This is a genomic window from Myxococcus virescens (assembly GCF_900101905.1).
Taxonomy (GTDB): domain Bacteria; phylum Myxococcota; class Myxococcia; order Myxococcales; family Myxococcaceae; genus Myxococcus; species Myxococcus virescens.
In genome coordinates this window covers 1,185,856-1,197,973 of sequence record NZ_FNAJ01000001.1, presented here as the reverse complement: position 1 = coordinate 1,197,973, position 12,118 = coordinate 1,185,856, and the positions used below count along the sequence as shown (strand labels likewise).

Below are 12,118 nucleotides of genomic sequence, written 5' to 3'. Positions count from 1 at the left end.
GCATGTCTCGGTGTGTCGACCGTGCATTCACGGAGAAAGCGGTGACGCCCGAGGAGGGCCCCAGCAGGCACCCAGGCGGGCCACTGGCGCCTCTGACGTCACCCTTCCGGAAACCCGTGGACCGTTTGCCACATGTCGGTGCCGTCCGGACCTTTGCACTCAGTTCGACACGGATTTTCGCTTTCAAGGAGTCAGACGTGGCCCTGGATATCCTCCAAGAAAAAGGCGTCCCGCTCGACAAGCAGGTCTTCACCTGGAAGGACCTGGTCCGGCGCCCCTACAGCAAGCTGGATGACGACGCCTTCACCCGCGTGTGCGTCATCTACATGAACGGCATCATGGCGGACGCACTGCGGACCAAGCATGCCTTCGCGCGCATGAACCGCGAGCTGCGGGAGCCGCTGGCGTTGATTCGCCGCGTGGAGCAGTACGAACAGACGCTCATCAACTGGCTCAATCCTCCGGACCAGACGCCGCTGGAGACCACCCTGGGCTTTGAACAGGTCGCCATCGAGGTGACGGCCAGCGTGGCCCTGCGCGAGCCCGACCCCTACCTGGCCCAGACGTACCGGTTCGGTCTGCTCGAGGACTTCGACCACCTGTATCGCTACTCCGCGCTCTACGACCGGCTGGAGGGGAAGGACCCCAACAACATCACCCAGTCGTACACGGACATCATCCCTGGACGGCCTACCTCCGTGGAGCATCGCCATCCGCTGGATGACCTGCGCCGTCCCTACGACAAGCGCACGGCGCACCCGCTGACGAAGCTCCACGCGATGAGCATCACCGCGGCGGAGAACCAGACGCACGACTACTACATGACGGTCGGCCCGTTCTTCAGTGACCCGGTGGCCCGCCAGCTCTACGCGGAGATTGCCTCCATCGAGGAGCAGCACACCTCCATGTACGAGTCGTTGCTGGACCCGGACGAGTCCATGCTGGAGAAGTGGCTGATGCACGAGGCCTGCGAGGTCTACAACTTCTACTCGTGCGTGGCCTTCGAGAAGAACCCGCGCATCAAGGAGATCTGGCAGCGCTTCCTGGACTACGAGCTGGGGCAGCTCCACTACGTGAAGGAAATCTTCCAGAACGTGGAGAAGCGTGACGCGGCGGAGGTGCTCCCCAGCAAGCTGCCGGAGCCCATCGGCTTCAAGGAACACCGCGACTTCGTTCGCAAGACACTGAATCAAGAGGAGGACATGGCCTCCAACGGACAGGACTACGTGCGGCTGGCGGACCTGCCGCGCGACCACCGCTCGTACATCTGGCGCGACCAGCTCAACTCCGACGGCTCCCCGTCCGAGACGGTGGCCGCTGGCTACAAATGGATTCCGGGCACGGAGCTCGCCGCGCGCACGCCGCGCATGGGCTCCACGTTCGAGGGAAAGAAGGTTCACTGACATGAAGACGACCACCAGCGACATGGGGCGCAACCGGACGGGCGTGGCCACCTCGCCCATCGACAGCGCGGACATCACCCAGGAAGCGGAGAAGCATCAGCCCAGCCACCTGGGAGACGGCTCGCTCCTCCTCCAGGTCCGGCAAATCTACGCGCGGGAATCCGAAGGCCTGGGCAGCGTTCCGCCGCCAGTCAGCCTCAAGGGCGTGGCGAAGACGGCGGTGGACGCGCTCAAGGGCTCCAAGCCCACCGTCTTCATCGACAAGCTGGGGGAGCGGCTGGCCTTCGAGCGCAGCGGGACCCGGCTCTACGAAGGCGCGCTCGCCAAGTTCGACGTCTACGGCAGCTGGGAAGGTGGGCCCACGCGCGAGGGCCTGGAGAAAATCTACAACGACGAGCTGTCCCACTTCCTCATGCTCACCGAGGCCCTGAAGTCACTGGGCGCCGACCCCACGGCGATGACGCCCAGCGCGGACGTCGCGGCGGTGGTGTCCCAGGGCCTGCCGCTGCTCATCGCGGACCCGCGAGCCAACCTGCGCCAGTCATTGGAAGCGCTGCTGGTGGCGGAGCTGGCGGACAACGCCGGCTGGGAGATGCTCATCGAGCTGGCCCGCGACCTGGGCCATGACACGCTGGCGGGCCGCTTCCAGCTCGCGCTGGATTCGGAGGTGCAGCACCTCCTCTGGGTGCGTGGCTGGCTGGCCGCGGGCGTGAGCGTGGAGGCGCGCGGGGCACCTGCCCGCGAAGAGCGCGCGGGCACGCAGCCGCGGGTGTGACGCTCAGAACGACGAGCCCGGCTCCTGGAGGAAGACGGTCTCCTCCGGAGTCGTCGGCCGTCCCAGCGTCACGTTGCGATGCGGGAAGCGGCCGAAGCGCTGGATGACGTCCCGGTGTTGCCGGGCATAGTCGAGCGCTTCCCGGCTGTCCGCGTGATACAGCGCGAGCACCTCGAAGAGGGCCACTGACAGCCGCTGGTCGTTGACGGACTCGCTGTGCTCGAAGGGCAGGTACATGAACCACCGCCACAGCGGCGGCAGGGCCATGTCCAGGCCTCGCGCCAATCCGTGCCGGGCCACCTCGCGCGCCCGCGCGTCCGAGGCGAAGGCCTGGGGCGTGCCGCGGAAGAGATTGCGCGGGAACTGGTCCAACAGCAGGAGCAGGGCCACGCAGCTGCGAGGCTCGTCCCGCCAGTCGTCCAGCTCGCCCTCGGCGGCGCGCTCGACGGCGGGCAGGAAGCGGCGCCGGCATTCATCATCGAAGGCTTCGTCCCGCAGGAACCACCGCTCACGTGGCTGCCCGAACCAGAAGCTCAGGATTTCCTCTGCGCTCGCCATGAGACGCCTCTTCGTCAACGAGGGGAAGCCGCCTTGTACACCGGCGCCAGCCGGGGTGGCGGCTGGGTGGCGTCGGTACCACCTTCCACCCGACACTGGCGGGTGCTCCGCCAAAGGAGGACGCGGATGGACTGGACGCTGGAGCCGACGACACGAAACGTGCCTGACCCGGTGCGGCGCACGGCGCTCAACCCCACGCTGCGCAAGGAGTCCGTGGTGGCGCTGGGTGTCTTCGGCGCCCTGGCGTTTGGCGCGGCGGCCCTGGGCGCTCGTGTCAGCTCGGCGGACACGCGCTGGTACCGGCGTCTGCGCAAGCCCTCGTTCCAGCCGCCACCGAAGGTCTTCGGCCCGGTATGGACGGTGCTGTATGGCCTCATCGCCCTGTCGGGTTGGCGTGTATGGACGGCGCCCGCGGGCGCGGCCCGCTCCCAGGCCCTGGCCTGGTGGGGCATCCAGATGGGATGCAACGCCGCCTGGTCCTGGCTCTTCTTCGGCAGACACCAGCCGCGCCGCGCCCTGGCGGACAACCTGGCGCTGCTGGCCAGCGTGACGGCGTATGTCGCCGTCACCAAGGATGTGGACCGCCCCGCGGCCTGGATGGTGGTGCCGTACCTGGGCTGGGTGGGCTTCGCCAACGTGCTCAACGCCGAAATCGTCCGCCTCAACCCCTGAGCCACCCTAGTTGCGCAGCTTCGACGGTTTGGGCGGGTTCATCGCCAACACGGTGGCGAAGTAGCGGGCCTGGCTCTCCGTGGTGCAGCGCACCTCCTGGATGCGTCCGCCCACCTTCACGCGGACGAGCCAGCCTTCATTGTCACGAGTCCAAGCAGGCGTGTCGGTCGTCATGGTCATCCTCCCTCGAAGTGCATCCTCCGCCTTTCGATAGAGCAGCCGCCATGCCAGCGCCGGAAGCGTGCGAATCCAGGCGCTTCCCCCGGCCTCCTGGCCAATGGAAGACACCCACACCTGTCATTTTTGCGGAAGGCGGGGTGGCGGAGTTTCAGTGGATGAGCTGTCCGGGTTCCTCGACGTTCGGCTGCGCGGGAGCGCCGGTCATCAACGGCAGGGCGACGTGGAAGGTGGAGCCATGGCCTGGCTCGCTCTCCACCCAGATGCGCCCGCCGTGGCGCTCGACGATGTCCCGGCTGATGTAGAGCCCCAGCCCCAGTCCCCCGAAGGAATGGGCGGAGGCGTTGCGCGCCCGGAAGTACCGGTCGAAGAGCAGCTTCTGCTGGTCCGGCGGGATGCCGATGCCTTCGTCGGAGACAGACAGGAGCGCCAGCCCGCCGCGCTGGCGCAAGCTCACGCGCACGGTGCCTCCATTCGGGCTGTACTTGAACGCGTTCTCCACGAGATTGGCGAGCACCTGCTCCATCCGGAAGGGGTCCACGTTCACCTGCACGGGCTGCTCGGGCGCGTCGAACCGCACGGTGTGGTTGCCGCGCTGGGGCTCGAGCTCATGGAGGACGTGCTCCACCAGTCCTTCCAGCCGGGTGGCCTCCCGGTGAAGGGCCAGTCGTCCCGCCTCGATACGTGAGGAGTCCAGCAGGTCGTTGATGAGGCTGGTGATGCGCAAGAGGTACAGGCGCGCCTGACGCAAGGTGGAGGACTCCACGAGCTCGCCACGCGCCAGCCGGCGCTCCAGCGTGGCCAGCCGGAGGCTCAGCGGGGTGAGGGGTGTCTTCAGCTCGTGAGAGGCGATGGACAGGAAGTCGTCGCGCACGCGGATGGCCTCCTGGGCTTCACGGTACAGGCGCTCGCGCTCGCTCTCCGCGCGGCGGCGCTCGGAGATGTCCTCGACGATGCCAATGCCGCCCTCCACCTGTCCGGCCGCGTTGAAGCAGGGGGCGAAGCGCACGTGGACCGGCGTCTTCCTGCCAGAGGTGATGGCGCGGTACTCGCCTTCGTAGTCGCAGGTATGTCCCGCCAGCGTCTCCCGGACGCAGTGGAGGATGCCCTCATCCCGGAGCGACAGGAGGTTGAGGCCCACCAACAAGCGCTTGGGCGAGCCGATGATGCTCACGAACAGCTCGTTGCACGCGATGACGATGGCGCTCCGGTCGAAGTAGATGATTCCCATGGGCGCGTGCTCCACGACGGTTCGGAAGAGCGCGTCGCCAGGAACGCTCTCCGACTCGAGTCCGTGCAGCGTGCGCTCCACGGGCTCGGCCAGGGTGTCGACGACCTCGTGCAGGCGGCGGAAGTTGAGGACGATGCGCTCATCCCGGCCTTTGCCGGAGGCGCCCACCGTCAGCTCCACCATGATTTCAGCGCCGTCCTTGCGGCGCGCGAGCACCCGGGTCGCTCGCCCTCCGAGCGCGGCCCGCCGGGAGAGCAGGTGGCGCAGCAGGCTCTCGCCTCCGTGGCGGTGCAGCCGCTGGGGAAAGAGCCGGGACGCCGGCTGGCCGATGAGCTCCTCCCGCTTCCATCCCAGCAGGCGCTCCGCGGCGGCGTTGAGAAAGCAGACGTTCTCACCGGCGTCGCAGGCCACGAAAGGGTCCACGGCGGCGTCCAGCCACGCGCTGAGTTCGTCGATGCCTGAGGCCATGCTCTCCTCGGAAACCCGCTGGTCGTCGTTGCCAGCGTCCCGGGACATGGGAGCTCGAAACGCCTCGACGCGAAATGCGGAGGGCGTGTCCCTTTCCATACAAGTAGGCATTGGAGGCACAGCCCGCGCCTTCAACGTCGATGGTCGGCGTGCGGACGCCAGGTTCGACGTGCAGGCGAGCGGGCGGGCCCCTGCCTAGCGGCGCGTGGCCTTGCGTTTCCGGCCACCCGCCTTGCGTGCGGCTGTCTTCGTGCGCGCCGTGACCTGCTTTCGCGCCGGCTTCGCGCCCGCGCGCGGCGGTTCGGGTGGCTTCAGCGAGAGTCCTTCCAACCGCTCGCGCAAGGCCCGTGTCTCCTCCTTGAGGCGGTCCACCTCTTCGCGCAGCGATGCCACCTCGCGGGCCTGCGGTTCGCCTTCGCGCAGGAAGCGCACCGTCTCGCGCGCCGCGCGCCGGGCGACGGCATCCAACAGTGGCGTCTGCTCCAGCGCGGGCACCAGGCGTGAATCCCCCAGCGTGCGCGCCGCCTCGAAGACGCCCATGCGCACGCGGAAGAGCGGGTCGCGGAGCAGCTCCGCGAGCAGGTCCACGGCCTCGCGCTTGCGACCCGCGACCTCCGCCAGCTTCGCCACCGCGAGCGTGGCGGCGCGGCGCAGCGGAGCCGCGTGGCCATAGGCGGTGCGCGCCAGCACCACCGAGAAGGCGGCGGGGTCTTGAGACTCGGCGAGCCCATCCACCGCGCCCACGGCGATGACGTCCTGGTACGAGGGCCGGGTGCTCGCGGCCTCCAGGACGCCCAACGCGTCCGGCGCGCGCACGCGGCCATAGCTGCGGGCGGCCTCCGCCTCCACGAAGTAGCTGGTGTCACCGCCATTCACCAGGGCGCGCAGGCGGGCTGTCACCTCCGTGTCGCGGCGGAACTCGCCCAGCGAAGCCACCACGGCGCGGCGCACGCGGGGATGCTCGGTGGACAGCGCGTCCAGGAGGCGCGCGCGGGAATCGGGGGTGCGGATGCGGCCCAGGGACTTCGCGCACGCGGCGCGAGTGCCCCAGAACAGCCGCGCGTCCGCCAGCGCCGTGCCCAGCGCGTCCACGGCGCGGGGGCTGCCGTCGCGTCCCAGGGCCACGGCGGCTTCGGTGCGCGCGCGCATCTCCGGCGCGGCACGCAGTTCCTCCATCCAAAGGCCCGCGGACTTGTCCACCGTCAGCGTGCCGAGCACCCCGCGCCGAGGGTCCACCCGCACCTGCGAGGGCGCGCTGGGGCAGGGCAGGTGGAACGCGTGCTCCGCGTCCGTCACCTCCAGCCGGTGGACGGTGTCGTGGCCGTCCACGGTGAGCGCCACGTCCAGCGGCAGCCGGAAGAGGGGCACGCCGTCCGCCGTGGACTGCGTCTGGCGCACCTGGAGGCGCAGCCGCGCTTCTTCGGCGTCGTAGCGGACGTCGACCTTCAGCTCGGGGTGGCCGGGCGCGAAGACGTACTGGTCGAAGAAGGCGTCCAGGTTGTGGCCCGTGGCGTCCTCGAACGCGCGGGCCAGGTCCACCGTCTCCACGGAGCCGTGGCGGTGTCGCGCGACGTAGTGGCGCAGGCCCTTGAAGAACAGGTCATCGCCCAGCCGGCGGCGCAGCTCGTGGAGGACCAGGCCGCCCTTCTCGTAGAGGTGCCGGTCGAAGACATCCATGGGCGCGTGGAAGCGGCGCGCGACAATGGGGCGGGCGTAGCGCTCACGCGCCTCGCTCAGGTAGGCCTCCAGGTCCACGAGCCGGTGCTGGTCGGCCTCGTCCTGCCCGTCGGCGCGCTCCTTCCAGAGCATCTCGAGCCAGGTGGCGAAGCCCTCGTTGAGCCAGCCATGGGGCCAGTCACGACAGGTGAGCAGGTCCCCGAACCACTGGTGGGCCAGCTCGTGCGAGATGAGCGGCTCGGCGTTGTAGTCCGGCTGGGCGCGCGCGTCGTGGAGGACGGTGTCGGTGAGGCTGGTGGCGGAGGTGTTCTCCATGCCGCCCAGGATGAACTCGGTGACGAAGACCTGGGCGTAGCCGCTCCAGGGGTAGGGCTCGCCGGTGACCTCCTGGAAGACGCGCACCATCTCCGGCGTGCGGCGCACGCAGCGCAGGGCGTCCTCCTTGCGGCCCTTGGGGAAGAGGTAGCGCAGGGGCACCGAGCCAGCCGTGTCGGTGGCCTCTTCAAATTCACCCACCACGAGCGTGACGAGGTACGGCGCGTGCGGCTGCGCCATCCGGTAGTGCTGGGTGCGGCGGCCGTCGTGGACGCGGTCGCTTTCCAGTGTGCCGTTGGACAGGGACGTCATCGCCTCGGGGAAGGTGGCGATGACCTCGGACGTGGCCTTCTGGGCGGGCGTGTCCAGGCAGGGGAACCAGGCGCGCGCGTCGATGTCCTGGCCTTGTGTCCAGGCCTGACGGGGACGGTGCGGATAGGCGGCGTCGGGCGCCCAGAAGTAGAGGCCGCGGCGAGGGCGGGCCGTGTAGCGGATGGCCACCTCACAGGCCTGCCCGGCGGCGAGCGGCGCGGACAGCTCCACGCGGACGTGGGCGCCGGAGTTGGAGAAGCGCGCGGCGCGGCCGTCTACCTGGACGTCGGACACGTCGAGGTCCACCGCGTCGAAGGTGAGGGTGTGGACTGGACGGACGGCGGAGACGCGCGTGGTGCACAGGCCGGTGATGCGGTGGGTGTCGAAATCGAGGTCGACCTCGATGCGGACGTGCTCGGCGCGGACCGGCCGCTCGGCGGCGTAGTGCTCGGTGGCGCCAGGAAGGGAGAAGGGGCGGGGGCCGGAGGGGACGGACTCGGAGGCGTGACGGTGGCAGCAGCGCATGGGCACAGGGGACTCTTCCGCAAGCCTGCGTCACCGTCGAGAAGGAGTGCACCTGGGGGCCGATGAGCGTCGTGTATCGACGAAGTCATGAAGATGACGCCAGGGGCGCGCCCCTCCCCACTGGGGCGTTCATGACATGCACCTGAGCACACGCGGAACGGCGTCGACCGGGTAGTCTCTGGCCACCGTGCAGTGGGTCCTCTTCTTCTCCGATAGACAGGTGCGTGAGCAGCTCTTCGCCCGGGTGGATTCGACCCGTGGGTTGTTGCTGGTGACAGGGGTCCGGCACGGCGCGGCCATGCGCCCTCCGGAGTCGCGCGAGCCCTTCGCCACGCTGGAGCGGCTCCACGGCGACGTGCTGTCGCAGGTTCTGGTGGCCGACGAGGGCACCACGGATGGCATGTGGAGAGACCCGCTGGGGGACCTGGGCGACCGGCTCCACCCCGGCAGCCGGGATGACGCCTACGCGGCGTCCACGGGCTACCTGCTGCTGCGGGACGGCCGGCCCGCGGCGGTGGTGCGCAAGCAGGGCACGCCGTTCGAGGACCTCTGGTTCCTGCAAGAAGCCCTGAGCAAGCTCACCCCTCGCGTGCCCCCGCCGGACCCGGCCCAGCGGCCAGGACGTCGCCGCGCGGAGCCCGCGCCCCGCTCACCCCCACGGCCCGCGAGCGGTGGCACGCACGCCCGCGCCGCGGGGACGCGAGAGCGGGCCGGCTGGGACGACGAGGCCACGCCGCCCCGGGGGACGCGCGTGCCGCCGCCCGCGCCGCCGAGGAAGGACCCGTGGACGGTGCTGGGCATCGCGCCCGGGACGCCCCTGGATGAGGCGCGCAAGGCCTTCCGGGCGCTGGTGGTGCAGTACCACCCGGACAAGGTGGCGCACCTGGCGCCGGAGTTCCACGCGCTCGCCGAGCTGCGCACGCGGGAGATTCTGGACGCGTGGGAAGAGGTGGAGCGGGCGCTGTCCGGAGGGGCGTGAGCCCGCGTGGCTACAGCAGCAGCGACGTCGGCGGAGGCGTGATGAGCGTCTTGCCGCTGTCCAGGGAGAAGCGCGCGACGATGGGCATGTGGTCGGACAGCCCGTGGAAGCGGCTGCGGAGGTCCCCGAAAGGCGACGTCTCCTGCGTGTCGAGCCAGCGCACGCCCGCGCCGGAGAACACGTGGTCCAGGTGCATCCGCATGTGCATGAAGCCGGCGGTGGGAAAGCCGCGCGACACGTTCGGGTCAATCTGTCCCACGGCGGCCTGCGCGCAGGTGAGCCGGCCATCGGTGGTGAGGTAGCGGTAAACGGGTGACGCGGGCGGCGAGTTGAAATCCCCGCACACGATGTAGGGCTCGTCGCCGGTGAGCCCTTGCATGAACTCCGTCAGCTTGCGCGCCTCGTGGAGTTGGTTGACGCCGCCGCCCATCTTGTCTCGCGTGGCCCAGAACTCACGGGCGAAGGGCGTGGGCAGGCTGAGGTGGGTGTTGAAGATGTGGAAGGGGTGCATGTCCTCGCGGCGCAGCAGGCGCATGTGCGCGCAGATGCGGCTCTGCTTCCGGTCCTTGAGCCGTTGGACGTGGTGGTGGGTGATGGCCTGGGGGGCGCCCACGTTGTGCGTGGCCACCTCCAGCTTGCGCGTGTTCACCAGCACCGCCAGCCCGGTGGTGTAGAGGGACACCTCGCGGAGCTTGTAGTGGTGGGCGCGGAAGTAGAAGGCCTCGTAGGGCATCTCCCGGCCCAGCCTGTCGAACGTCTCCACCATCCGGCCCATGAAGGCGGTGAGCTGCGTCTCGCCCGGCTGCTTGGGCCGGTCGGCGATGTTGCTGCGCAGCGAGGACGTCTCCACCTCTTGCAGGCAGACGACATCCGGCAGCGGGTCCAGCGACGCCAACGCCGCGGCGACGCGCCGCTTGGGGCCCACGGTGCTCGCCAGGCCGCGGAGCATGTGGCCGAAGTAGCGGACGTTGTAGGTGACGATTCGCAGCGGGGATGGGCTCATGGGCAGCGCGCTGGCCCCTCCAGTGGGCCTCGGGAGGAAACTACTAACCGCCAGGCGCTCCGGCTTGGGATGGCGTCAGGCACCTGACACTCCTAGGGCCTGCCTGCCCGGCCGCTTTGGCGGCGAGGACGCGAGAGAGGGCCTGCTCGGAGCGAGGATGTGGTCTCATCCCGGGCCCAATCCGTCTTTCTCCAGTGAGAGGCAATGCGCATGCGCGGAACGACATGGGGACTGCTGACCGCCGCGATGGGGCTGCTGGCCTGCGGCGACGATGACACCTATACGTATGACGTGACGCTGGACGCGGAGACGCTTGCCCAGGTGCCGACGGAGTGCAGCGAGTTCGTCGAACCTGCCCAGGGCCCCGCGGTCGGCCTGGACGCGCAGCAGCGCTGGACGATTCGCCGCGGGGAGATGGACTCGATGTACCTCGAGGTCCCCGACATCGACTTCCAGACGCCGAACAACGCCTACGTCATCAACGGCGACGGCGAGCCGGACGTGCTCATGGGCTCGGTGGGCGCGGACGGCGGCTACCAGTTCATCCACATCCAGACGCGCCTGGATGAGGAGCACAAGCTGTCCGCGCTGGGCAACGAGCACGCCTTCCGTATCGCCATCCACAACAAGGACCTGGATGACACCATCCAGGGCACGGTCTGGGTCCGCAACGAGCACGTCGAGCGGGACCCCGTCAACGGCTCCACGCTAGCCTCCGGCTGCGCCTCCGCCGTCCGCTTCACCGGCCGCCGGGTGACGCAGTAGCGCGCTTCATCCGCACCACGGTGTCCAGCAGGTGCTCCAGCGCCGCCTGGGGCTCGGCGCACAGGCCGGAGTGCACCGGCCCCGTCTGGATGATGGTGCTGCGCGGCGCCACCACCCAGTGCCAGCGCTCCTTCTGGGACAGCTGGCCAATGGGCCCCGAGTCCTTCCCGCCCTCGCACACGCGGCGGAAGCTCTCCAGGTGGCCGCGAATCACGTCCACGTCAACGTCGGGCCACAGCGCCTTCAACCGCGCTTCGTCCGGCTCCACGCGCACGCCCAGGAAGCGCTGGGTGGCGCAGAAGAGGACGACGCCCGCGTTGATGAACTCCTCGCGCTCCACGCGCGGGACGACGCGGATGATGGCGTAATCAAACGAGCTGGGCGCGGGCACGGTCCGCCTCCTCGATGAACGCGGGCACGGCTTCCAGCCGGCGCAGCAGCCAGGTGGCGTAGGCGGCGCGGTGCGCCTCGGCGGTGGGGAAGGGGGACTCGGTGCTCGTGAGCCATGCCTCCGGAATGGCCCCGACGATGCGCTCCACCACCTCCCGGGTGATTCGCTCGCCCAGGTGCTTGCCGGCCTCCGACAGCGCCGTGGCCCACGGCAGCAACACGTGGTCCTTGATGGGCGCGAAGCGGCCCTGGCTGCGCGCCTCCCAGTCGTCCCACGAATGGTGGAAGTACAGCGAGGCCCCGTGGTCGATGAGCCACAGCTTCCGGTGCCAGGTCAGCATGTTGGGGTTGCGTGGAGTCCGGTCCACGTTGGTGATGTACGCGTCGAAGGCGACGATGCCGGACGCCTCCGCCGCGGTGGGCGCGGGGTCCGCCACCGGGTCGAACGTCACCGACGCCGGAAGGTAGTCCAGCGCCAGGTTGAGGCCCGCGCTGGCCTTGAGCAGCTCGCGAATCTCGGAGTCCGGCTCGTTGCGTCCCAGGGCCGGGTCCAGCTCCACCAGTACGAGCTCCGGCACCCGCAGGCCCAGCTCCCGGGCCAGCTCTCCGGCGATGAGCTCGGCGACGAGCGCCTTGGCGCCCTGTCCGGCGCCCCGGAACTTCACGACGTAGAGCCCCGCGTCGTCCGCCTCGATGATGGCCGGCAGCGAGCCGCCCTCCCGCAGTGGCGTCACGTAGCGCGTGGCGGTGACCGTCCTTGGCATTCCTGACCTCCCGTCCTCTCTCCTGGCGTCGTCCCTGGGGCGTCGGGCCGCGTCGCGGCATGTAGCATGCCGGCCGGGGGGAGGCGCTGATGCCGCCTCGGGCT

General features: G+C 69.6%; 12 protein-coding genes. 5 read left to right on the top strand and 7 right to left on the bottom strand.

Annotated features, from left to right (window positions below):
* The first annotated feature begins 197 nt into the window (after window positions 1–197).
* Both BLU09_RS04925 and BLU09_RS04920 read left to right on the top strand, forming a co-directional pair.
* Window positions 198–1,403: a hypothetical protein gene (locus tag BLU09_RS04925; RefSeq protein WP_090486113.1), complete on the top strand. Its 1,206-nt coding sequence runs from the start codon at window positions 198–200 to the stop codon at window positions 1,401–1,403.
* A 1-nt stretch (window position 1,404) separates the two neighbouring features.
* Window positions 1,405–2,178 carry a ferritin-like domain-containing protein gene (locus tag BLU09_RS04920; protein WP_090486110.1) on the top strand — a complete coding sequence of 258 codons (774 nt, stop codon included), beginning with the start codon at window positions 1,405–1,407 and terminating at the stop codon, window positions 2,176–2,178.
* Between the two features lie 3 nt (window positions 2,179–2,181).
* Here the strand turns inward: BLU09_RS04920 and BLU09_RS04915 are convergent, their stop codons facing one another.
* Entirely contained in the window at window positions 2,182–2,736 is a 555-nt protein-coding gene (locus BLU09_RS04915) for a DUF924 family protein (RefSeq protein WP_090486108.1), read from the bottom strand.
* A gap of 102 nt (window positions 2,737–2,838) precedes the next feature.
* On the opposite strand from BLU09_RS04915, the gene BLU09_RS04910 reads away from it, so the two are divergent.
* Window positions 2,839–3,408 carry a TspO/MBR family protein gene (locus tag BLU09_RS04910; RefSeq protein ID WP_090487035.1) on the top strand — a complete coding sequence of 190 codons (570 nt, stop codon included), beginning with the start codon at window positions 2,839–2,841 and terminating at the stop codon, window positions 3,406–3,408.
* Between the two features lie 6 nt (window positions 3,409–3,414).
* Here the strand turns inward: BLU09_RS04910 and BLU09_RS38655 are convergent, their stop codons facing one another.
* The 3 genes from BLU09_RS38655 to BLU09_RS04900 form a co-directional block, all read right to left on the bottom strand.
* Window positions 3,415–3,582, bottom strand: coding sequence for a hypothetical protein (locus BLU09_RS38655; RefSeq protein ID WP_162295036.1), 168 nt, complete (start codon window positions 3,580–3,582; stop codon window positions 3,415–3,417).
* 154 nt (window positions 3,583–3,736) lie between these two features.
* Entirely contained in the window at window positions 3,737–5,332 is a 1,596-nt protein-coding gene (locus BLU09_RS04905) for a sensor histidine kinase (protein ID WP_090486106.1), read from the bottom strand.
* A 147-nt stretch (window positions 5,333–5,479) separates the two neighbouring features.
* Complete coding sequence (locus BLU09_RS04900; protein ID WP_244171416.1) at window positions 5,480–8,113, bottom strand: M1 family aminopeptidase; 2,634 nt, start codon at window positions 8,111–8,113, stop codon at window positions 5,480–5,482.
* A 187-nt stretch (window positions 8,114–8,300) separates the two neighbouring features.
* Here BLU09_RS04900 and BLU09_RS04895 point away from each other — a divergent pair, with 187 nt between their 5' ends.
* On the top strand, window positions 8,301–9,092 hold the full coding sequence (locus BLU09_RS04895) for a J domain-containing protein (protein WP_090486100.1): 792 nt from the start codon (window positions 8,301–8,303) through the stop codon (window positions 9,090–9,092).
* A gap of 10 nt (window positions 9,093–9,102) precedes the next feature.
* On the opposite strand, the gene BLU09_RS04890 is transcribed toward BLU09_RS04895, so the two are convergent.
* Window positions 9,103–10,095 (bottom strand): endonuclease/exonuclease/phosphatase family protein, encoded by a 993-nt coding sequence (locus BLU09_RS04890; RefSeq protein ID WP_090486097.1) that lies wholly within the window; start codon window positions 10,093–10,095, stop codon window positions 9,103–9,105.
* Between the two features lie 210 nt (window positions 10,096–10,305).
* On the opposite strand from BLU09_RS04890, the gene BLU09_RS04885 reads away from it, so the two are divergent.
* A complete protein-coding gene (locus tag BLU09_RS04885) occupies window positions 10,306–10,860 on the top strand; it encodes a hypothetical protein (protein ID WP_090487032.1) in 555 nt (184 codons plus the stop codon).
* On the opposite strand, the gene BLU09_RS04880 is transcribed toward BLU09_RS04885, so the two are convergent.
* Together BLU09_RS04880 and BLU09_RS04875 are read right to left on the bottom strand one after the other, a co-directional pair.
* The gene (locus BLU09_RS04880; protein ID WP_090486095.1) at window positions 10,835–11,251 is read right to left on the bottom strand and encodes a DUF3037 domain-containing protein; all 417 of its coding nucleotides are present in this window, start codon (window positions 11,249–11,251) and stop codon (window positions 10,835–10,837) included. The genes BLU09_RS04885 and BLU09_RS04880 overlap by 26 nt on opposite strands.
* The gene (locus tag BLU09_RS04875) at window positions 11,229–12,014 is read right to left on the bottom strand and encodes a HipA family kinase (RefSeq protein ID WP_090486092.1); all 786 of its coding nucleotides are present in this window, start codon (window positions 12,012–12,014) and stop codon (window positions 11,229–11,231) included. The genes BLU09_RS04880 and BLU09_RS04875 overlap by 23 nt, the downstream gene beginning before the upstream one ends.
* Between the last annotated feature and the right edge of the window lie 104 nt (window positions 12,015–12,118).

What these genes read in the sequence shown, in the direction of transcription:
- BLU09_RS04920 (WP_090486110.1), top strand. Translation starts at nt 1,405, where the DNA reads ATGAAGACGACCACCAGCGACATGGGGCGCAACCGGACGGGCGTGGCC.
- BLU09_RS04915 (WP_090486108.1), bottom strand. Translation starts at nt 2,736, where the DNA reads ATGGCGAGCGCAGAGGAAATCCTGAGCTTCTGGTTCGGGCAGCCACGT.
- BLU09_RS38655 (WP_162295036.1), bottom strand. Translation starts at nt 3,582, where the DNA reads ATGACGACCGACACGCCTGCTTGGACTCGTGACAATGAAGGCTGGCTC.
- BLU09_RS04905 (WP_090486106.1), bottom strand. Translation starts at nt 5,332, where the DNA reads ATGTCCCGGGACGCTGGCAACGACGACCAGCGGGTTTCCGAGGAGAGC.
- BLU09_RS04900 (WP_244171416.1), bottom strand. Translation starts at nt 8,113, where the DNA reads ATGCGCTGCTGCCACCGTCACGCCTCCGAGTCCGTCCCCTCCGGCCCC.
- BLU09_RS04890 (WP_090486097.1), bottom strand. Translation starts at nt 10,095, where the DNA reads ATGAGCCCATCCCCGCTGCGAATCGTCACCTACAACGTCCGCTACTTC.
- BLU09_RS04885 (WP_090487032.1), top strand. Translation starts at nt 10,306, where the DNA reads ATGCGCGGAACGACATGGGGACTGCTGACCGCCGCGATGGGGCTGCTG.
- BLU09_RS04875 (WP_090486092.1), bottom strand. Translation starts at nt 12,014, where the DNA reads ATGCCAAGGACGGTCACCGCCACGCGCTACGTGACGCCACTGCGGGAG.